Genomic DNA, 19,007 nt, shown 5'->3' on the forward strand with positions numbered 1-19,007 from the left:
AGCCTTACAGGAGTGAACTTAATTGAAGGAAACGATCCATATTTATCACACCAATGATTTGCATAGTCATTTTGAGCACTGGTCGAGGATAAGGGACCTCATGAAGGACCGGAGACTGCTGCATGAGAGCGAAGGAGAAGAGGTCTTCGTATTTGATGTAGGAGATCATGTCGATCGCTCCCATCCTCTCACAGAGGCCACCCTCGGAAAGGGTAACATCAAGTTCCTGAACGAAGCAGGGTACGACGGAGTCACGATCGGGAACAACGAGGGCATCACCCTTGATCATGAAGAATTGAATCACCTGTATGATGAAGCGGCATTCCCGGTCATCCTTGGGAACCTCTTTGACGAATCCATGGCGATGCCGGATTGGGTCACCCCTTATCAGATCTACCGGACGAAAGGGGACGTGAAGATCGGGGTCCTTGGTTTAACGGCGCCTTTCTATCCTTTTTATCAGGCGCTGGGCTGGACCGTCACCGAGCCGATCGCTGAGCTGAGGAAACTGTTGGGCGAACTGAGGCCGAAAGTGGACGTGCTCATCCTTTTATCCCATCTGGGCATCCGTGATGATGAATGGATCGGGGATGAGTTCCCCGAAGTGGACGTCATCCTCGGAGCCCACACCCATCACATCCTTCAGGAAGGGAAGGAGGTCAACGGCACCCTTCTCGGTGCAGCGGGCAAGTACGGGAATTTTGTGGGTCATATGGTGATCGAAGTGGATTCTTCAAGCAAGAAGATCCTCACGAGGAAAGCCGGGCTCTATGCGTATGAAGATCTTCCTGAGACCGGGGTTGAGCCGGATGAGGAGCGAAGGTGGATACTGGAGGGGCAAGTATTACTGGAGGAAGAAATTGCTGATCTTAACACAGGGCTCTCCGTCGACTGGTATGCTCCGTCGCCGCTACCGCTCCTTCTCAGTGAGGCACTCATGGAGTGGACGGATGCCGATTGTTCGTTCGTGAATGCGGGACTCCTCATGGAAGGTCTGCAAAAAGGGCCAGTTACTAAGAGAGACCTCCATCATATATTGCCTCACCCTATCAATCCGTGTCTGATCACGCTCACTGGAGAAGAACTCAAGGAGGTCATCACGCTTACCCTTAATGAATCATGGCCAGCCCTTGAAGTGAAAGGGCTGGGATTCAGGGGCAAGGTGCTTGGGCAATTCGTCTACACCAATATCAGCTTTACTGAAGGTGATCCGTTGGTGGGGGGAGCACGTCTTGACCCACATGAGAGCTACAAGGTGGCTCTGCCTGATATGTTTACATTCGGTCACTTCTTTCCTTCTCTAAAAACAAAACCCAAGAATTATTTCATGCCTGAGTTCTTACGGGATGTGCTTGGGTGGAAACTAGGCAAAATGAAGAACTGATGGAACCTGTTTGCCATTCTTCTATGAATAATCCCCTGCAATAGGTAATTATACCTTGCAGAATTACAGGTTTCCTTTATAATGGACATATTAGTAAATTTTGTCGAAAAATGAAGGGGATATATAGGAGATTAGTATGATGCTCATTTCTACAAGGTCCATCAGGTCCGGCATGGTTCTAGGTTCACCGGTCTATAACATGAGAGGAAAGATGCTGATTCATGATCGCGTGCCGCTCACGGATCGCATGATTCAGCGGCTGTTAGAGTTGAATATTCAATATGTTTATATCGAAGATTCTCTTTCCCATGGAATTGAGGTCAAAGAGACCGTTTCAAAGAAAGTGAGACAGGAGACGATCAAAAGCATCGAGAAGGCATTCAGTCAGGTCAAGCAATCGGGCATCCCGAAAAGCGTGCTGTTTGAGGAGAGTGCCAGGCAAATGACTGGCATCATCGGAGTCGTCCTGCAGGAAGTCAAGGAGAACAATGACCTTCTGACGATCCTGACAGATGTCTTCTCCTATGATTCTTATATCTTCCATCATTCGTTCAATGTGACACTTTATACCCTTTCGATCGGCCTCAAGCTGAATCTTCCCCAAAAGCAGCTGGAACAGCTCGGGGTGGGAGCGATTCTTCATGATATCGGCAAGATGTGCATATCTGAGGAAATCCTCATGAAGCCGGGCAGACTGACGGAAGCGGAATTTGCTGAAATCAAACTTCACTCCGAGAGGGGATTCGAAATTCTCCGCGGCCTCCATTCAGTATCCATCCTGGTAGCGCACTGTGCGTATCAGCATCATGAGAGATTAGACGGATCCGGGTATCCCCGGGGGATCAAGGAAGAAGATATCCATCCATTCGCCAAGATCATCGCGGTCGCTGACGTCTTTGATGCCATGACCTCCAATCGGGTATACCGGGATGCCATGCTTCCCCATCAGGCCCTCGAGATCCTTTATGCAGGAGCGGGGACCTTGTTCGACAGGGAGGTCATCGAAGCCTTCAGGCGCTCCGTGGCCATCTATCCGAATGGAATGATCATCGAGCTGAATGATGATCGGAAAGCCATCGTGGCCGAGCAGAATCAAGGGGTGACCGACCGCCCTGTTGTCCGGATCGTCGAAGAAGGGGGAGAACGGCTGGAATCCCCTTATGAAATCGATTTAAGCAAGGAATTTGATGTGATCATCACAGGCTTTGATCCGGATTTTGAAGTCGGGATTCCTTCCCGTACATGACCTCTCACTAGTGGGGGTCTTTTTTGCGTGAAAGGTTTAAAATATTTCCATTGGGGAATATCCATTGTCATAGACCCGGCAGTCTGATATAGTTGTATAGAAAATTTTATAAGCAACCACATCATCAATCCGATGGGGTAGAGGCGCAGGGTTCATTAGTAAGCTGTTTGAGGATGACAACTGAGAGAACAGATGAAAGGGAACTTTTGCCGAAGTAGCCATGTATGTCGAATGCATGGGTGCTGGGGTCATCTTGAAAAAGGATGACACTGTCATTATAGAGGTACTCTATAATGGGGAGCTACAGATCGTGATGGAGCACTTACGTTACTGCCAAGGTAATGATAGTATCTCTATCATTGCCTTTTTTGTTTGCCTTCTGTCATGTTTCAGCATTCCCCCCTATCAATTCATAGGAGGAAGTTATGGAAAACACCATTTATTCATTAATTCCGCCACTCTTGGCCATCTTGATGGTCGTACTGACGCGGAGGGTACTATTGTCCTTAGGAGTGGGGATCGTGTCGTCTGCCCTACTCATTGCAAAGTTTTCTCCCATGGAGACACTTTCCCTGGTCTGGGACGGTTTTATCGGAAATTTATACGCAGATGGAGAGTTGAATAAAGGAAATATCTATATCATTCTCTTTCTCCTCTTGCTAGGAATCATCACGGCTTTTATTAATATTACAGGAGGCAGCCGTGCATTCGGTGAATGGGCAATCAAGCGCGTGAAGACCCGCAGGGGTGGCCAGCTCTTGGCTGCCGTGCTCGGAATCATCATCTTTATCGATGATTACTTCAATGCCCTTGCGGTGGGACAGGTAGCAAGACCGGTCACAGACCGTAATAACATATCGAGGGCAAAACTTGCCTATATCATCGACTCTACTTCGGCACCAATCTGTGTGGTTTCACCTGTATCCAGCTGGGGAGCTTACATCATCGGGATTATGGGGTCGATTCTTGCTACACACGGTGTGACCCAATACACAGCATTTTCTGCATTCCTTCAGGTGATTCCAATGAACCTATACGTATGGGCAACAATCTTATTTGTTCTGTTGATTGCGGTAAAAGGAATCGACTTTGGAAAAATGCGTGAGCACGAAATGAAAGCAATCACGACTGGTGAGCTCTATGATCCTCAAAAGGAAATTCCAGGAGAATTGAAAAATGAATTACCTGTTTCCAAACAGGGAACAGTAGGGGATCTTGTTTGGCCGATTGTTGCACTTGTTCTTGGGACAGTTGGAGCCATGCTTTGGACAGGCTATTCAGCTGTGGGAACTTTCGACCTTCTGAAAGTGTTTGAAAATACCGATGTCACTCTTTCGCTTATCCTTGGAGGTATTATAGGGTTTATTGTATCCCTCTTATTTGTATACAGACAGATGAGACTGAATGGAATTGAAGGCAGTGCAGTTGGGAAAGGCATCGCAGAAGGTGTGAAAGCCATGCTTCCAGCTGTGTACATCCTCTTCTTTGCTTGGACCATCGTGACCTTGATCGGGGAATTGGAAACCGGAAAGTACCTGGCAGGACTTGTTCAGCAGTCGAACATTCCCGTCCAGGCCCTGCCTTTCATTTTATTTGTCGTTGCAGGCTTTATGGCATTTTCAACCGGAACATCATGGGGATCCTTTGGACTATTGCTCCCGATTGCAGGTGAAATTGCCGCCAACACCGATATAACCATATTGCTTCCTTCAATGGCGGCGGTTCTCGCGGGATCTGTTTTTGGTGATCACTGTTCACCGATTTCAGATACAACGATCCTGTCCTCTACCGGTGCCGGAAGCAACCATATCGATCACGTGCTTACACAGTTGCCATATGCCCTCATTGCGGCATCTGTGGCCGGAGTCGGGTATCTAGTCCTTGGATTCACCGAGAATACGTGGATTGCGTTATTGACGGTAATTGTCCTGACTGTAGCTGCAGCACTTGCCTTAGGCAGGAAGAATGAAGGGGAGGCGGACACCGCTTCATAATAATAGTTTTTATACTTAACATGGACCTGTCACAGGTCCATGTTTTTATGTAATGATCAATAAGTCCCTCTCTTGGTAGATATAGGACCAGGTGATCAAAAATCTCTTTGACAATTGTCCTAGAACTGGCTATACTAGTGAAGAATTAAATATCAGAAAATAAAAACATTTCAAATTCTTCAGTGGATTTGGAGGGGGATTAGGGGGACCAGTATGGAGAATCGTAGTCAATTCGGCTCTAGGGCAGGCTTTATTATGGCTGCTGTCGGGTCGGCAATCGGATTGGGTAATATTTGGAGATTCCCGGCGGTTGCATATGAAAATGGTGGAGGGGCGTTTTTCATTCCGTATCTTTTCGCCTTATTAACGGCAGGAATTCCGCTTCTAATAATGGAATTCAGCATCGGCCATAAGTACCGTGGATCAGCACCACTGTCTTACTTCCGGATGAACAAAAAAGTCGAGTGGTTGGGCTGGTGGCAGGTGGCCATCGCTTTCATCATCTCTACCTATTATTCCGTCATCATTGCATGGGCCTTATCTTATAGCGTTTTTTCAGTCAACCAAAGCTGGGGGAGCAATACGGAAAGCTTCCTTTTCAATGACTACTTGAAACTTACCGTGGATCCTGGTCAAACCGGGAGTATCGTACCGGGAGTATTCATTCCACTCCTTATTGTATGGGCAGTTACCCTGGGAATCCTTTTCAGGGGAGTGAAAAAAGGGATCGAGGTTGCCAACAAGATCTTTATTCCATTGCTTGTCGTGATCTTCCTGCTTATTGTCATCCGTGCTGTCACGCTTCCCGGAGCGCTTACGGGTCTTGATGCCTTCTTCAAACCGGACTTCAGCCTGATTGCTGATCCTGGTGTGTGGGTAGCAGCCTATGGACAGATTTTCTTTAGTCTTTCTATTGCGTTTGCAATCATGGTAACCTACTCAAGTTACCTTCCTAAGAAAGCAGACATCACCAACAGTGCATTCATTACCGGTTTCGGTAACTCCGGATTCGAATTGCTCGCCGGTATCGGGGTTTTTGCAGCACTTGGCTTCATGGCTCAGTCACAGGGACTTTCAATCGATGAGGTCGTTGCAGGCGGAGTAGGCCTTGCCTTTGTCGTATTCCCTGAAATTATCAATTCGTTCCCAGCATTCAATGCCTTTTTCGGAATCCTATTCTTCGTTTCCTTGGTACTTGCGGGACTGACCTCTCTCATCTCTATTTCGGAAACATATATTGCAGCAGTTTCCGAAAAGTTTGGGATTTCCCGTAATAAGGCAGTTCTTTTCGGTGGCGGTTTATCAGCTGTCCTTTCTATTCTATTTGCAACACAAGGGGGGCTTCTCTTCCTCGATGTGGCGGATTACTTTATCAACCAATTCGGAGTCGCTTTCGTAGGGTTGGTCGAAGTCATTGTCGTAGTCTGGTTCCTCAGACAGTTGAATCCGTTACAGGCTCACGCCGACAATGTGTCTGATATCCGTTTGGGGCTTTGGTGGAAAATCTGCCTTGGAGTCATTACCCCGATCGTACTTGGCTTCATGATGTTCGGTCTGTTCAAGATGAATCTTATGAAGCAATTTGATACCCCGAATGGCAACTACGAAGGCTACCCTGATTACTTCATTAACTTTGGAGGCTGGGCAGTAGCAGGGTTTGCCCTAATCTTCGGTTTCATCATCGCCGTGAAACGTTGGCATTCCAAAGCGAATGTGGACAGCTATAAGGAGGTCAGCTAATGGGTACGAGTGCGATTATCAGTATGACCATCGGAATGGTGATTATCTGGGGCGGTCTCATTGCGAGCATAGTGAATGCCGTTGTGAAATCAAAGAAGCAGAAACAAGCGTAATGCAAAAGCAGACAATGCATGTTAGATGCGATTGTCTGCTTTTTTTATTCCTTCTTATTTCTGTCTTGCCTCTCCCACATTTTAAGATGGGGATATGGATCAAACGACCATTCGGTGATGCCATTATCCTTATACATCCCGTAGTGAAGATGAGGAGGGAATTTTCCTGCCGTTCCTGGAGGACCGTACCCTGAACTGCCGACTCCACCAATGAGGGTGCCTGGTTGAACCACTTGCCCGATGTGCAGATCCTTGGCGAATCCGTTGAGGTGTGCGAAGTAATGATACGTATTATTGATATCACGAATTCCGATACGCCACCCCCCGTATCGATTCCATCCTTTCATTTCAACGATGCCGTATGAAGTCGATCGGACCGGGACCCCATAATCGGCAAACAGGTCTGTGCCTTCATGCATTCGCTTACCGCCCCAACCCCTGGCATCACCCCATGTATTCCGGTAGCTGTAGTTATACCTCTGGGGGAGCGGGAATGCTTTCGCGTTCAGATGGATCGTGTCGAACTTCTTGTACACCAGTGCTTTCCCCATGATGATGCTGACAGTCTTATCGCGCTTATAATACTCCCATAGAGCAAGCTTCACATTATCGTGATCGATCCCATAGCGAAGAATGAAGTGGGAAAGGGATGCAAGGCGATCTTCATCGCTCAGCAGGCTGGCTTTCCCGTCAAGGTCTCCATCGCGACCGAACCCGTCGAATAGGGAGATGGTCAATGGATTGGCATCTTCCCGGTTGGGATTGAGGGCGCCGGTCCATGTTTCAGGGCTGATGTGAATGGAGATCGGCGAGGTGGGTTTTTCCCGGTCCTGCCGTGAGAAGCGTAAACTTCTCTCGTATTGATCGATGGCCGCCATATAATACCAGGGAATCTGGGTGAGGGCTTCATTTTTTTTGAAAAGCTCCATCCTTTTGTTATGGATCTGTTCTTCTGACATTTCCTTTGCGACGGTCAGTTGAACCGGATGGATGACAATGAAGAAGAACATGAGAACAACGAAAATCACCTTTTTCAACAAGGGCAACCCTCCTAGGATTTCTATCTGTTTTTAGTTTGTTTCCAGAATGCATTTTCATTAACATCAATAAATGGTAATCGTGGTCCGTATGCTTGTTTTCGCATTTTTAGTATGATAAAGTGACAAAAGAGACTTATTGATGATGGCTTTTTTACATAAGATGAACGAGCTGTATTTGCGTTTCACTCTTTGCCTAAGTCAACTATTTAGGATGGGAGATGTGGAGGATGAGCAAGAAAGAAGAACATATCAGAAAACCGGATTGGCTTAAGATTAAGCTGAATACGAATGATAATTATATGGGTCTTAAGAAAATGATGAGGGAAAAGAATCTTCACACAGTATGTGAGGAAGCCCGCTGCCCGAATATCCATGAATGCTGGGGAACACGCCGTACGGCTACATTCATGATCCTTGGTGACGTATGTACGCGTGCCTGCCGCTTCTGTGCGGTCAAAACAGGCCTTCCAAATGAACTTGATCTGGCAGAACCGGAACGCGTTGCGGATTCCGTTCAGCTCATGAACCTGAAGCACGTGGTTGTTACCGCTGTTGCTCGTGATGATCTGAAAGACGGAGGTTCCCAGGTATTTGCTGAAACGGTACGTGCGATCCGCCGGAAGAGTCCGTTCACGTCTATTGAAGTACTTCCTTCCGATATGGGCGGAGTTTTCGAAAACATCAAAACATTGATGGATGCGAAACCGGATATCATGAACTATAACGTGGAAACGGTACGCCGTCTGACTCCAAGAGTTCGTGCCCGTGCAACATACGACCGTACCCTTGAGTTCCTTCGTCGTGCAAAAGAACTCAACCCTGACATCCCGACAAAATCAAGCATCATGGTAGGTCTAGGTGAAACGAAGGAAGAAATCCTTGAAACAATGGATGATCTTCGTGCGAACCATGTGGATATTGTTACGCTTGGTCAATATCTGCAGCCTTCCAAAAAACACTTGAAAGTTCAAAAATACTATCACCCTGATGAGTTCGCTGAGCTTCGTGAAGCCGCCATGGAAAAAGGCTTCAGCCACTGTGAAGCAGGTCCACTCGTGCGTTCTTCGTACCACGCGGACGAACAAGTCAATGCCGCAGCCAAAGCAAGACAGGCAGCTGGTGAACAAGAAATCCAAAACGCATAATACCCAAAAAGCATCCCGGAACCCGGGATGCTTTCTTGATGTTCGGGGGAGGGAGGCTCAAGGTCATAAGTCAAAGCACTCAAAAGCACAGAATGCCTTTTTTGTGCTTCGCCTTATGCTTGTCGCCTCAGTGCGACCCGCCTCCGCTTTTCGTTAGTCCATGATATAGTCTTTTCTAATTTTATCCGGATTGATCTGGTGGACGTCGTCGTCTTGCATTTCGTAATCGGAGGACATTTCGCCGTTGGCGTTTTCACCGTTGTTTATTTCCCTGCCCTGGGGGGAATCCTGTAGCATGAGGCTGATGGTGTTGTCGATGCTGTCGCTTACATGCTGGCTATCGGTATCCATCTTGGCCAGGTTTTCCACGTCCCTCATGAGGGCTTTATCATCGGTTACATACACATGGTACCATCTCGGTATGACCGACATGGCGGTTTTCTTGACCTGGTCGGCGACATTGAACCGTCCGTCTTTATCGGTTTTATCCGTTACATATGAAACGAGGACCTCTTCGTCGGTGACGAGGGTCGCACAGTCTTTCACGTGAGGGATGGCGACGCTCATTTTACTGATGGTGTCTGCCACTTGTTCCCGGTTGATGCTGTACATATCCTTCATGGGCATGACGTTGCCGCCGGGAGTCTTTTGGTGTCGCACGTATCCAAAGTCTTCTCCGCGTTGTGAGCCCTTTTTGGTCCAGCTGTCTTTGTTATAGAGATCTTCTCTGTCATTGACATTGATCGTATTACCGTTGTCATGGAACATTTCTTCATTCGATTTGTTGATACCATTACAGCCGGCACTGGTCACAGTCAGGCCGAGTATGGCAAAGCTTACGAATGTTTTCTTCAATCAAAACACCCCCTATTTCTAGGGTGACCAACCTGAAATGCAATTTATCATAGTAATTAATGGACAATCCGTTATAATTTAAAGTAGAGAGATAAATGGAAAGTAGGTGGGAGCATATGATCTGCATACAGAATGCGTGCTATGAAATCATAGATGAGTACCGGGATGGGTTCAATGAGGAAGCTTTCAAGGAACGGTACAGTGATATCTTGAGTAAATATGATTACATCTTGGGGGACTGGGGTTATGGTCAGCTTCGATTGAAGGGATTCTTCGATGATCAGAACCAGAAGTCATCTTTCGACACAAAGGTAAGCACCCATAAGGATTACCTGTATGAGTACTGTAACTTCGGTTGTGCATACTTTCTTGTGAAAAAAGTAAAGAAATGAACAAAGGAACAACGTCTATGTTGTTCCTTTTGTTTTTACTCATTTTCTGTATAGGGCGGTTCTTCATTCCGGTCCGGATCCGCATGAGGAGGATGGGCACCCGGCATTTGCCGGGGGATATCTTGGTGGAGCGATTTGTTTTCGTAGTTGAAGGCGCTATAATAGCGCTGTCCCTCTTTCCATGGGGTGCTCTTGTTCTCAACCGGGGTCTTCTTCCCGATGGGCGATCCATAGGGACCTTCTGGAAGGGTCTCGGGGACGAGGAAGTTTCGACCCGTTTCTACATTGGAGAAGTCTGTATATGACTGATTCTCTTTATCCGGCATGGTATTCCCTCACTTTCGTTTGGGAATAGTATGTGAAATGCGGTATAGCTTCATTCATGATTACATGATGACTTCAGAGAGGAAATCCCTTAATTCACAGGCTTCTTCTTCCGTAAGCTTGAATGTGCTTTCCAAATAGCCGGGTTCGTCCAGGTCGTCGCGTCCGATGATGGCGAAGCGGTTTCCCTGTAGATCAAAGACCAAGGATTTCCCGTAGTATCGTTCAGTCTGGGTGATGGCCAGGTCGTAGCGCTGCTCTTCTCCCATGAAGCTCACGAACCGGGTGCGGGTCTGTTCCAGGTCATCATAAAGATAAAAACGTTCTTCCACTTGAATTCCCTCCATTTGTATATCGCTCCATTCATCATAACAAAATCAGGTTGATGTGCAACATCCGATCTTAGTCGGCTACCGGAATCTGTGATAAAATGGGGACAGTACTGCGAGATGAGGTGGACATAATGTATTTTGTGGACAGGGAAAAAATCGAAGAAAGACTCGTATTTATGCAGGATCAACTGGTCCTATACACGGAAGGCCGGGAATGGGACAAGCCCTACGGGAAGCTTGCCCTTGAGCGCATCGCCCACACCTTGATTGAATCGATCCTGGATGTAGGCAATAGCATGATCGATGGTTTCATCATGAGGGATCCAGGGAGTTATGATGATATCATTGATATCCTCCTCGACGAAAAAGTGATCGACGAAGCGATGAGTGGGGACTTCAAGAGGTTCATTGCCAAACGGAAGGATCTTGTTCAGGACTATCCGTCTGTCGATATTGAGGAAATCCAGGTCTTGCTGGAAGATATCAAGACCAATCTGGAGCGCTTCCCCGATGAAATCAGAAGCTATCTTGAAAACGAGCTTGGCCCGGTATCGGCATTTAAAAATTAATAACGAAACGCTTTCTGTTCAGAAAGCGTTTTCTTGATGAGGTGGAGAAAATGAAGGACTACAAAGGATATCTCATCGATTTGGATGGGACCATGTATAAAGGGACAGAAAAGATTGAAGAAGCGGGTGATTTCATCCGCAGTCTTCAACATAAGGGGATCCCTTATCTATTTGTGACGAATAACTCTTCAAGAAGACCGGAGCAGGTGGCAGAAAAATTGCGCGGATTCGATATCCCGGCTGAATCCGCGCAAGTATTCACGACGTCGATGGCAACTGCTCAATACGTCCATGAAAGGAAAGCAGGGAGCAGTGCCTACGTGATCGGTGAGGAAGGAATACGTGATGCACTCGAGAACAAAGGCATCACCCTAAAGGACCAAGGAGTGGATTTCGTCATCGTTGGGATTGACCGGGAGATCAACTATGAAAAGTTATCCCTTGCTTGCCTTGCGGTTCGAAATGGGGCAGAGTTCATCTCGACCAACGGAGACATCGCCATCCCGACTGAAAGAGGACTTCTTCCAGGGAACGGTTCGCTGACGTCAGTCGTGACCGTCTCGACGGGGACCGAGCCAGTATTCATCGGGAAGCCCGAGCCGATCATCATGGAACAGGCGCTTTCTGTACTCGGCACAAGTAAAGAAGAGACCCTCATGGTGGGGGATAACTACGACACCGATATCATGGCCGGAATCCGTGCCGGTATCGACACCCTGATGGTTCACACGGGAGTGACACCGAAGGAGATGTTGAAAGAAAAGAAAGAGCAACCTACGTATTCATTGGACCATCTTGGCCAATGGGAAATATGATCAGTGAAGAGAAGCCTGTATCTCCCTCGGGAAGACAGGCTTCTCTCTTAATCAAGTGTGAAAATTTTTGGTATTTAAGAGGGAAATCCCATAAGAAATAACACATTTTTCGTGGACAACGTCCCCTTGTATAAGTAAAATAGAACTAGTGTTTAAGAAGAAAAAAAAGACAGATATCTGTTTTGAATGCCTACACACCCTATGATTGTGACATCCCTCATTCAACTTAACGTATGAGCGTTCGTGGAATTTGCGTTTACTCCATCAGGATTTAACTACTCCCTCTAGCTAACTTTCCCAGTACCATCAATTCGAACAGAAGGTCTTCTTCTTGCCAATACTGATAGAGTTTGAAAAGGTTTAAAAAAGCTACAATTTTTCTAATCTTTTCATGTGTTAAATGAGACTTAATCGGGTAAAGACAACAGACAAGATGAAAATTGTGGACTATTAGCATTGGTACCTTTTCAGTTTCTAACTATTCTTTACGAAAAGTAAGGCAACTTTAAGAATGGAAGACATTGTTTCTTATTTGGACGCGAAACAACACACATCAATTCTAAAGAATTTTAAAAGGGTAGTGAGGTAATGAGTGTTACAGAACTTGTCGGGAAGAAAATCAGACATCATAGAAGATCGAGAGAAATCACCATTCAGGAATTAAGTCGTGTATGCGGATTAACGGTTAATTACATCTCGTTAATTGAAAAAGGGGAGGCGAATCCATCGTTGAATAAACTCCATGCAATCATCAATGCATTGGAAGTTCACTGGTCGGATATCATGCCGTCGAAGGATGAGCAAAAGGTCATCAGCGAGAAGGAACTATCGAGTTATTGATCCCAGTTTTCTTTTCTTCAATTCCTCTTCAATCAATAGAATGAATTCAGAGCTGAGGTTTAATAACTTTGCTTTTTTATATGCATCTAAAAGGGCTTGATCACTTAATGTTTTCATGGAATCCACCTCTATTTCCGTTTTGGGTAGCGTGAAATTTGATTCGAATTCTGCGAAATGCATAAAGTGATCGCCTTGTTAGATGTATTTTGCCGTTCAATGCTTTAGTACCACTATACTGATAATTATTACAACTATAATTGTAACTATATCTAAGTATAGCACATAGTGCAACAGTAAGTTAGTAAAAAGGTTCTATTTAATGGTTATATGATGGTTGAATGAGGGGAATGTTTTTTGAAGAGAGGGTCACTAGGCATCGCTTCTTAACACACTAAAAAAATCAGACGGGGCTCCGTCTGATTTTTCTTTTGCCCTCAGTCTTGGTGCTTGGCACGGTGAGCGAGCCTGCTTGAAGCAGCGGCAGCGATGGCACCGACGATGTCATCGAGGAAGGTGTGGCACATACCGGTGGACTTATCGTTCAATCGTTCCAGTATCCCCGGTTTTAATTTATCGATATACCCGTAGTTGGTGAACCCGATTGATCCATAGACATTTACAATGGAAAAAGCGAGGATTTCATCCACCCCGTATAAGCCTTCGTCTACTTCGATGATGGCTTGAAGGGGTTCTTCAAGCATTTTCTTTTCACCCAGCTTATCCAGTTGAATCCCGGTCAGGATCGCATTTTGGACTTCCCGTTTCGTCAGCACCCTCTCGACATTGTGGATGCATTCCTTCATTTCAAGATCAGGATGATATTTTTTCTGCAGGAACATGACCAGCTCTGCAATATCTTCGATAGTCACTCCTCTTTCGAGAAGCCAGTTGCGTGCCGTTTTCTCTAATAAATCCATCGATTCTTTATCCTTCATCCTATTCACCTTTTCCTTGGAAGATAATGATAGCCCCTGTTTCGATTAGACGAAGCCCTGTTTTTTACTCATATGATGATGGCATGCAAAATAGACTTTACTAATAAGTCATTCTTTTCATTCATGCCCACGGCACGATGAGCGTATTCATATTTATGATGACGATATGGGCCACTATTCTGGTTTTTAAGGAGAGAACGTGATGTCTTCAGAACTATTGATGAACCATTTTGGGTTGCGCCCAGAACGAACATTCTTTGATGGGACGATGAACCGATACATGGCTGGGGGATCTTTATATAGTATTGTCGGCGTATCGAATACGGAACAGGAAACCCTCGTGGAGATCTATAAATTGTCGGAGCATCTCAGCGCTCAAGGGGACCGGTATACGTCGCGTTTTGTACAGAGCAACGAAGGGAAGTTCCTGGTCACGGAAGGAGAAAAGGACTTCGTCGTCCTCCGGAATGAGCCGCTTTCGCCTCCTGAGGGAAATGCACTCGGAAGGAAGTTGGGCAAGTTCCACTTCAGGGGAAGGCTGTATGAGGAGAAGGTCGAAAAAATCAACCGGATGGGACAGTGGAAGATGCTATGGGAACGGAGGCTTTCCCAGCTTGAGAAGGCATATTATCAAGTGATCCAGGATCAGCCTGTTGATGAATTCGAAGAGCGGTTTGTTGAAAGCTGCCCTTATTACACCGCTCTCGCAGAGAATGCCATCCAGTATCTCGTGGATACGGAGCTTGATGAAGACCCTGATGTCGCCGATGCCGGGACGATCTGCCACGAACGGTTCGGGCAGCATACGTGGGGGACAGAGAACTGTATACACTTCCCGTTTCAGTGGGTATTCGATCACAGCACGCGTGATCTGGCCGAGTGGGTGAGGGAGAAGTACTTCGAGAAGAGTCAGACGTTCCACCCAGAGCTACAGGAATTCATCCGGGAGTATGAAAAAATCACTCCGTTATCTCCCTTTGCTTGGAGACTGATGTATTCCCGCCTCCTTTTCCCGCTTCATTATTTCGAGTGTATCGAAGAGTATTATATTTCGACTTCCGAGCAGCAAAAAAAGCTTGTGGAGGATAAATTGAACGTCCACTTGAGGAATTCGGGTCAGTATGAGTCCTTTCTCGCAGACTTTTACCATATGTCTGAGGTACCTGTGAAGAAATGGGGAATCCCCGTGATCGACTGGCTATGATAAGAAGATCCCCTGCTTTTATGCTACACTGATAGTATAGTCGACAACCAACATGAAAGTGGGGAACAGCTCTTGAAACCGTTCATTTACATTACGCGCAAGCTACCTGAAACATTGATACAGCCACTGCAGGATCGTTATGAAGTGGAGATGTGGGACCAGGACGATGTGCAAGTACCGAGAAAGGTCCTATTGGAGAAAGCAGGGAAGGCGTCCGCGCTCCTGACAATGCTTTCAGACCGGATTGACGGTGAATTGCTCGATCAGGGGGAACACCTGAAAGTCGTCGCCAATCTGGCAGTGGGGTTTGATAATATTGATGTGGCGTACGCAAAGGAAAAGGGCGTCGCGGTCTGCAATACCCCGGACGTCTTGACGGAAACGACGGCGGACCTTGCCTTTGGTTTAATGATGGCTACGGCAAGAAGGATCGTTGAAGGTGATCGATACATAAGGGAAGGCGAATGGAAAAGTTGGTCACCACTCCTCCTTGCTGGAGCGGATATCCATCACAAAACCTTAGGGGTCGTCGGAATGGGTAGCATCGGGGAAGCGGTTGCGAGAAGAGCCAAGGGGTTCAGCATGGACGTCCTTTATCACAACCGGAACCGTAGACCGGAAGCAGAGGAAGCCTTGGGTGCGTCATTCAGATCTCTTGATGAGCTGTTGAAGGATTCCGATTTCGTTGTGGTCCTTGCTCCACTTACTGAGGAGACGAAAGGGTTGTTCCAGAAAGAACAGTTTGACATGATGAAAGACAGCGCGATCTTCATCAATGCCGCCAGGGGACCCATCGTGGATGAAGATGCACTGGTGGAAGCGATTCGTGAAGGGATGATCGCGGGAGCGGGACTGGATGTGTTCACCAAGGAGCCGATCTCCATGGATCACCCTCTCCTTTCACTGGATAGGGTCGTGGTGCTCCCTCATATCGGGAGCTCATCCGTCGATACGAGGTATGATATGGTCAGGCTTTGCACCGATAATATACAGGCAGTCCTTGAAGGAAGAGAACCGAGGACGGCCCTATAAAAAAAGAACAGCTTCGGAAGTGTCCGGAGCTGTTCTTCATTGCATTAAAAGACTTGTTCTACTTCGACGATTCCAGGTACTTCTTCAACCAGGGCACGCTCGATACCTGCTTTGAGGGTGATGGTTGAACTCGGGCAGCTTCCGCATGCACCCAATAGGCGAAGTTTGACGATCCCGTCTTCTACGTCGACGAGCTCGCAGTCACCGCCATCGCGAAGGAGGAACGGACGCAATTTATCTAATACTTCCTGTACGGACGACATCATATCTGTTTGTTCAGTCATATTTGATCGACTCCTTTCCTTATCTCCTATTATAATGACATATCCACAAAAAATCTATCAACCTGAAAAGAATGGTGATTTTTTTCGTGGCATAGATCGTCGATCCCGTCATCTCCACACGCTGGTGGTAAATGGATTACTACCAAGATATGATAAAAACACCTCCAATGTCAAAATTGGAGTTCCAAATCACCCGGCATTTTTGTAAAATGGTCATAGGAACACGCCAAAGGAGAGTCTGCCATGAAACCGATTGAACTATGTGTGTATGGAGCAGAAGTCACATGTCCAAGCTGTGTGAACCTGCCGTCATCAAAAGAAACGTACGAGTGGCTGGAGGCCGCAATCGGGAGGAAGTACCCCGAACAGCCCTTCACCATCACGTATATCGATATCCATTCTCCTCCCGAGAATGACCATTTCAAGGAATTTTCCGCACGTGTGATCGAAGAAGATCTCTTTTATCCCGTAGTGACGGTGGAAGGGACGATCGTGGGAGAGGGGAATCCCCGCCTGAAAGACGTGTATTCAGAGCTCGAGAAGTATGGTTACAAGGCCGTATGAACGAAAGCATTCCCGTGATGGAATGCTTTTTTCAATAAAGAAAAACGCCCGGGATCACCGGGCGTTTCCATTATCCGTTATGATATTTGTACATCCAGAGGACACCGGACTTCAATAGTCGTGCGACACGACCCGTAATGGAACGCTCATTCACGAGACCGAAGCCATGCTTCTTGCCGAGGGAACCGAGGATCCCTTTCAGCTTGATCTTAGGAAGCGTCTCGGGAAGGGGCTCATTGGCCCAGCGTTTCAGCAGGATGGTGACGATTTGTTCTGCCTGTCCTTCCGCGAGCTGTGCACTCGGTGCCTGCGGGAGGCTGGCGCAATCCCCGACGATGTAGACATGCTCATCATTCGGGAGGTTATGGTATTTGCTGATGACGACACGCCCACTGGCATCCGTTTCGACATTCATGTCACGGACCACCTTGCTTGGTTGGATACCCGCCGTCCATACGATGGCATCACAGTGAATCTGCTCTTCGTGATTGTGAAGGATTGTCGGATCCACCTTCGTGATATTGGAATTGTTCACGATCTCGACGTTGTTCTCTTCGAACCAGCCATGCACATAGGAGCTGAGGCGTTCCGGGAACGCATTGAGGATACGCGGTCCGCGGTCGAAGAGCTTGATCTTCAAATCGCTGCGGCTCTCACGGAGTTCGCTGGCAAGCTCGATGCCGCTCAATCCGGCCCCTACGATCCCGACGATGGAGCCCGCAGGAAGGCTATTTAAGGTATGATACGTCTTCCTGGATTTCTCGATGGTTTGAATGCTGTACGAATTCTCTTCAGCACCAGGGACTCCGTGGAACTTGTCCTCACAGCCCAATCCGATGACGAGATCGTCGTATGAAACCGAATCCTGGCCGGCGATATGGATTTGTTTGGTGTCCATGTCGACCTGTGTCACATCTCCATATATGTAGGAAAGGCGTTCATGCTCAGGGAAGGTGACCCTCACATGGTGATCGGAAATGGTCCCTGCCGCGAGGGCGTAATATTCTGTTTTCAAGCAGTGATACGGATTGCGGTCGATCAGGGTGATCGATACATCTTCTGGAAGTTGATTCGGTAATAAGCGAAGGAGTACGCGCATATTGCCATATCCGCCGCCGAGCAGCACTAAATGTTTCATACAGATTTCCCCTTTTGCACTCTACAGTATGATAGCCACAGTAGCGTTGATTTTATCCCCAGAGAACAGGGTGCATAGAGACCCTTGAACAGGACCCTATAGAAGTAAGCACTTTCAATATGAGGACTAATTACATTTGAATAATATATTCGAATCCTTTTGTCACTAAAAGTATATCGAAATCACGCCTTTTTCACAACAGAAACAAGGTAAATTGTTCACAATCTGTTATACCAATTCAATCAGTGACGAATGATTGACGTTTAAAATAAAAAAAGGTAGCATAACAGCAGTGAGGTGATCGCGTTGAAACCAATAATCGAATTTTGTATCAGCAATCTTGCGAGTGGTGCGCAGGCAGCGCTTGAAATATTGGAGAGGGACCCGAATCTCGATGTCATCGAATACGGCTGTCTCGGGTACTGCGGCAAATGTGCCCAATCCATGTACGCCCTCGTTAACGGGGAAGTCGTAACAGGCGATACACCACAGGGATTGGTGGATGAAATATATCAATTCCTCGAAGAAAACCCGATGTTTTAATTCAATGCCTGCTCCCTAGTCGGAGAGGCATTTTCTTCTTTCTATTATAAATGGAGAGTGTGAGCCTTTTTTTGGCGCATCCACTTCGGTTGAGTAGTAAAATAGAAAGGAGTATACTATAGATACCATAAGGTGCTGGAGGTGTAAGTAATGAGTGAAATCGTCAACCTGACGGAAGCAGCCGCCGGTCAGATCAAGGATATGATGCAGGAACATGATGAGCTGGATGCCATGCTCCGCGTAGGAGTCAAAGGCGGTGGATGCAGCGGCCTGTCCTACGGGATGGGATTCGAGCATGACGTGCAGGAAGGGGATACCCTCCTTGAACAGCACGGCATCAAGCTGGTCGTGGCAAAAAACGACGCTGCCATCCTGAATGGCACAAAGATCGACTATAAGCAGTCCATGATGGGCGGAGGCTTCACCATCGATAATCCGAACGCCATCGCGTCATGCGGGTGCGGATCATCGTTCGTGACGGCCAATAATAAAGGTACGCCTGAGGAATGCTGATTCAT

General features: G+C 47.0%; 23 protein-coding genes and 1 riboswitch. Of the genes, 15 read left to right on the forward strand and 8 right to left on the reverse strand.

The genetic code is table 11. The annotated features are described in order from the left end of the window. Window positions 1–22: 22 nt before the first annotated feature. The 5 genes from ABJ225_RS18835 (at window position 23) to ABJ225_RS18855 (ending at window position 6,477) form a co-directional block, all read left to right on the forward strand. Window positions 23–1,384, forward strand: a complete 1,362-nt coding sequence (locus ABJ225_RS18835; protein ID WP_347321328.1) for a bifunctional metallophosphatase/5'-nucleotidase — start codon at window positions 23–25, stop codon at window positions 1,382–1,384. Between the two features lie 139 nt (window positions 1,385–1,523). Then, entirely contained in the window at window positions 1,524–2,630 is a 1,107-nt protein-coding gene (locus ABJ225_RS18840) for an HD-GYP domain-containing protein (RefSeq protein ID WP_347321329.1), read from the forward strand. Between the two features lie 130 nt (window positions 2,631–2,760). Continuing rightward, a riboswitch (Lysine riboswitch) is annotated at window positions 2,761–2,942 on the forward strand. Window positions 2,943–3,055: 113 nt separating this feature from the next. Further along, a complete protein-coding gene (locus ABJ225_RS18845; protein ID WP_048013284.1) occupies window positions 3,056–4,624 on the forward strand; it encodes a Na+/H+ antiporter NhaC family protein in 1,569 nt (522 codons plus the stop codon). A 213-nt stretch (window positions 4,625–4,837) separates the two neighbouring features. Further along, entirely contained in the window at window positions 4,838–6,364 is a 1,527-nt protein-coding gene (locus ABJ225_RS18850; protein WP_347321330.1) for a sodium-dependent transporter, read from the forward strand. Next, the gene (locus tag ABJ225_RS18855) at window positions 6,364–6,477 is read left to right on the forward strand and encodes a methionine/alanine import family NSS transporter small subunit (protein WP_082140735.1); all 114 of its coding nucleotides are present in this window, start codon (window positions 6,364–6,366) and stop codon (window positions 6,475–6,477) included. The genes ABJ225_RS18850 and ABJ225_RS18855 overlap by 1 nt, the downstream gene beginning before the upstream one ends. A gap of 44 nt (window positions 6,478–6,521) precedes the next feature. Here ABJ225_RS18855 and ABJ225_RS18860 read toward each other — a convergent pair whose 3' ends face one another. Further along, complete coding sequence (locus ABJ225_RS18860) at window positions 6,522–7,514, reverse strand: M23 family metallopeptidase (RefSeq protein WP_269430409.1); 993 nt, start codon at window positions 7,512–7,514, stop codon at window positions 6,522–6,524. Window positions 7,515–7,744: 230 nt separating this feature from the next. Here ABJ225_RS18860 and lipA point away from each other — a divergent pair, with 230 nt between their 5' ends. After that, a complete protein-coding gene (gene lipA / locus ABJ225_RS18865; RefSeq protein ID WP_048007041.1) occupies window positions 7,745–8,662 on the forward strand; it encodes a lipoyl synthase in 918 nt (305 codons plus the stop codon). A 153-nt stretch (window positions 8,663–8,815) separates the two neighbouring features. Here the strand turns inward: lipA and ABJ225_RS18870 are convergent, their stop codons facing one another. Continuing rightward, the gene (locus ABJ225_RS18870; RefSeq protein ID WP_218246591.1) at window positions 8,816–9,517 is read right to left on the reverse strand and encodes a YhcN/YlaJ family sporulation lipoprotein; all 702 of its coding nucleotides are present in this window, start codon (window positions 9,515–9,517) and stop codon (window positions 8,816–8,818) included. 116 nt (window positions 9,518–9,633) lie between these two features. Between ABJ225_RS18870 and ABJ225_RS18875 the strand changes: the two genes are divergently transcribed. Then, a complete protein-coding gene (locus tag ABJ225_RS18875; RefSeq protein ID WP_048007039.1) occupies window positions 9,634–9,909 on the forward strand; it encodes a YutD family protein in 276 nt (91 codons plus the stop codon). A 35-nt stretch (window positions 9,910–9,944) separates the two neighbouring features. Here the strand turns inward: ABJ225_RS18875 and ABJ225_RS18880 are convergent, their stop codons facing one another. Further along, the gene (locus tag ABJ225_RS18880) at window positions 9,945–10,235 is read right to left on the reverse strand and encodes a hypothetical protein (protein WP_053429302.1); all 291 of its coding nucleotides are present in this window, start codon (window positions 10,233–10,235) and stop codon (window positions 9,945–9,947) included. A 60-nt stretch (window positions 10,236–10,295) separates the two neighbouring features. After that, window positions 10,296–10,565 (reverse strand): DUF3055 domain-containing protein, encoded by a 270-nt coding sequence (locus ABJ225_RS18885; RefSeq protein ID WP_347321331.1) that lies wholly within the window; start codon window positions 10,563–10,565, stop codon window positions 10,296–10,298. A gap of 131 nt (window positions 10,566–10,696) precedes the next feature. Between ABJ225_RS18885 and ABJ225_RS18890 the strand changes: the two genes are divergently transcribed. From ABJ225_RS18890 to ABJ225_RS18900, 3 genes are all read left to right on the forward strand, one after another. Next, window positions 10,697–11,134, forward strand: coding sequence for a DUF86 domain-containing protein (locus ABJ225_RS18890; RefSeq protein ID WP_347321332.1), 438 nt, complete (start codon window positions 10,697–10,699; stop codon window positions 11,132–11,134). 50 nt (window positions 11,135–11,184) lie between these two features. Further along, window positions 11,185–11,949 (forward strand): TIGR01457 family HAD-type hydrolase, encoded by a 765-nt coding sequence (locus tag ABJ225_RS18895; protein ID WP_347321333.1) that lies wholly within the window; start codon window positions 11,185–11,187, stop codon window positions 11,947–11,949. 588 nt (window positions 11,950–12,537) lie between these two features. After that, window positions 12,538–12,789 (forward strand): helix-turn-helix domain-containing protein, encoded by a 252-nt coding sequence (locus ABJ225_RS18900; RefSeq protein WP_053429306.1) that lies wholly within the window; start codon window positions 12,538–12,540, stop codon window positions 12,787–12,789. Here the strand turns inward: ABJ225_RS18900 and sda are convergent. Both sda and ABJ225_RS18910 read right to left on the reverse strand, forming a co-directional pair. Next, window positions 12,775–12,969 carry a sporulation histidine kinase inhibitor Sda gene (gene sda, locus ABJ225_RS18905; protein WP_056541070.1) on the reverse strand — a complete coding sequence of 65 codons (195 nt, stop codon included), beginning with the start codon at window positions 12,967–12,969 and terminating at the stop codon, window positions 12,775–12,777. The two genes, ABJ225_RS18900 and sda, sit on opposite strands and share 15 nt — an antisense overlap. A 254-nt stretch (window positions 12,970–13,223) precedes the next feature. Continuing rightward, window positions 13,224–13,706, reverse strand: coding sequence for a phosphatidylglycerophosphatase A family protein (locus ABJ225_RS18910; RefSeq protein WP_222115406.1), 483 nt, complete (start codon window positions 13,704–13,706; stop codon window positions 13,224–13,226). Window positions 13,707–13,926: 220 nt separating this feature from the next. On the opposite strand from ABJ225_RS18910, the gene yutH reads away from it, so the two are divergent. Together yutH and ABJ225_RS18920 are read left to right on the forward strand one after the other, a co-directional pair. Then, entirely contained in the window at window positions 13,927–14,928 is a 1,002-nt protein-coding gene (yutH, locus tag ABJ225_RS18915) for a spore coat putative kinase YutH (RefSeq protein WP_347321334.1), read from the forward strand. 72 nt (window positions 14,929–15,000) lie between these two features. Further along, window positions 15,001–15,960, forward strand: a complete 960-nt coding sequence (locus tag ABJ225_RS18920) for a 2-hydroxyacid dehydrogenase (protein ID WP_347321335.1) — start codon at window positions 15,001–15,003, stop codon at window positions 15,958–15,960. 44 nt (window positions 15,961–16,004) lie between these two features. On the opposite strand, the gene ABJ225_RS18925 is transcribed toward ABJ225_RS18920, so the two are convergent. Further along, window positions 16,005–16,244 (reverse strand): NifU family protein, encoded by a 240-nt coding sequence (locus ABJ225_RS18925; RefSeq protein ID WP_048007030.1) that lies wholly within the window; start codon window positions 16,242–16,244, stop codon window positions 16,005–16,007. Between the two features lie 243 nt (window positions 16,245–16,487). Here ABJ225_RS18925 and ABJ225_RS18930 point away from each other — a divergent pair, with 243 nt between their 5' ends. Continuing rightward, window positions 16,488–16,808, forward strand: a complete 321-nt coding sequence (locus tag ABJ225_RS18930; RefSeq protein WP_347321336.1) for a YuzD family protein — start codon at window positions 16,488–16,490, stop codon at window positions 16,806–16,808. 70 nt (window positions 16,809–16,878) lie between these two features. Here ABJ225_RS18930 and ABJ225_RS18935 read toward each other — a convergent pair whose 3' ends face one another. Beyond that, complete coding sequence (locus ABJ225_RS18935) at window positions 16,879–17,946, reverse strand: NAD(P)/FAD-dependent oxidoreductase (protein WP_347321337.1); 1,068 nt, start codon at window positions 17,944–17,946, stop codon at window positions 16,879–16,881. Window positions 17,947–18,252: 306 nt separating this feature from the next. Between ABJ225_RS18935 and ABJ225_RS18940 the strand changes: the two genes are divergently transcribed. Further along, window positions 18,253–18,489, forward strand: a complete 237-nt coding sequence (locus ABJ225_RS18940; protein ID WP_048007027.1) for a YuzB family protein — start codon at window positions 18,253–18,255, stop codon at window positions 18,487–18,489. Between the two features lie 150 nt (window positions 18,490–18,639). Further along, window positions 18,640–19,002, forward strand: a complete 363-nt coding sequence (locus ABJ225_RS18945; protein ID WP_053429313.1) for a HesB/IscA family protein — start codon at window positions 18,640–18,642, stop codon at window positions 19,000–19,002. The last annotated feature ends 5 nt before the right edge of the window (window positions 19,003–19,007 follow it).

This window comes from Rossellomorea sp. RS05, assembly GCF_039822645.1.
Taxonomy (GTDB): domain Bacteria; phylum Bacillota; class Bacilli; order Bacillales; family Bacillaceae_B; genus Rossellomorea; species Rossellomorea marisflavi_B.

What these genes read in the sequence shown, in the direction of transcription:
- ABJ225_RS18840 (WP_347321329.1), top strand. Translation starts at nt 1,524, where the DNA reads ATGCTCATTTCTACAAGGTCCATCAGGTCCGGCATGGTTCTAGGTTCA.
- ABJ225_RS18845 (WP_048013284.1), top strand. Translation starts at nt 3,056, where the DNA reads ATGGAAAACACCATTTATTCATTAATTCCGCCACTCTTGGCCATCTTG.
- ABJ225_RS18850 (WP_347321330.1), top strand. Translation starts at nt 4,838, where the DNA reads ATGGAGAATCGTAGTCAATTCGGCTCTAGGGCAGGCTTTATTATGGCT.
- ABJ225_RS18855 (WP_082140735.1), top strand. Translation starts at nt 6,364, where the DNA reads ATGGGTACGAGTGCGATTATCAGTATGACCATCGGAATGGTGATTATC.
- lipA (WP_048007041.1), top strand. Translation starts at nt 7,745, where the DNA reads ATGAGCAAGAAAGAAGAACATATCAGAAAACCGGATTGGCTTAAGATT.
- ABJ225_RS18875 (WP_048007039.1), top strand. Translation starts at nt 9,634, where the DNA reads ATGATCTGCATACAGAATGCGTGCTATGAAATCATAGATGAGTACCGG.
- ABJ225_RS18880 (WP_053429302.1), bottom strand. Translation starts at nt 10,235, where the DNA reads ATGCCGGATAAAGAGAATCAGTCATATACAGACTTCTCCAATGTAGAA.
- ABJ225_RS18890 (WP_347321332.1), top strand. Translation starts at nt 10,697, where the DNA reads ATGTATTTTGTGGACAGGGAAAAAATCGAAGAAAGACTCGTATTTATG.
- ABJ225_RS18895 (WP_347321333.1), top strand. Translation starts at nt 11,185, where the DNA reads ATGAAGGACTACAAAGGATATCTCATCGATTTGGATGGGACCATGTAT.
- ABJ225_RS18900 (WP_053429306.1), top strand. Translation starts at nt 12,538, where the DNA reads ATGAGTGTTACAGAACTTGTCGGGAAGAAAATCAGACATCATAGAAGA.
- sda (WP_056541070.1), bottom strand. Translation starts at nt 12,969, where the DNA reads ATGCATTTCGCAGAATTCGAATCAAATTTCACGCTACCCAAAACGGAA.
- ABJ225_RS18910 (WP_222115406.1), bottom strand. Translation starts at nt 13,706, where the DNA reads ATGGATTTATTAGAGAAAACGGCACGCAACTGGCTTCTCGAAAGAGGA.
- yutH (WP_347321334.1), top strand. Translation starts at nt 13,927, where the DNA reads ATGTCTTCAGAACTATTGATGAACCATTTTGGGTTGCGCCCAGAACGA.
- ABJ225_RS18925 (WP_048007030.1), bottom strand. Translation starts at nt 16,244, where the DNA reads ATGACTGAACAAACAGATATGATGTCGTCCGTACAGGAAGTATTAGAT.
- ABJ225_RS18930 (WP_347321336.1), top strand. Translation starts at nt 16,488, where the DNA reads ATGAAACCGATTGAACTATGTGTGTATGGAGCAGAAGTCACATGTCCA.
- ABJ225_RS18935 (WP_347321337.1), bottom strand. Translation starts at nt 17,946, where the DNA reads ATGAAACATTTAGTGCTGCTCGGCGGCGGATATGGCAATATGCGCGTA.
- ABJ225_RS18945 (WP_053429313.1), top strand. Translation starts at nt 18,640, where the DNA reads ATGAGTGAAATCGTCAACCTGACGGAAGCAGCCGCCGGTCAGATCAAG.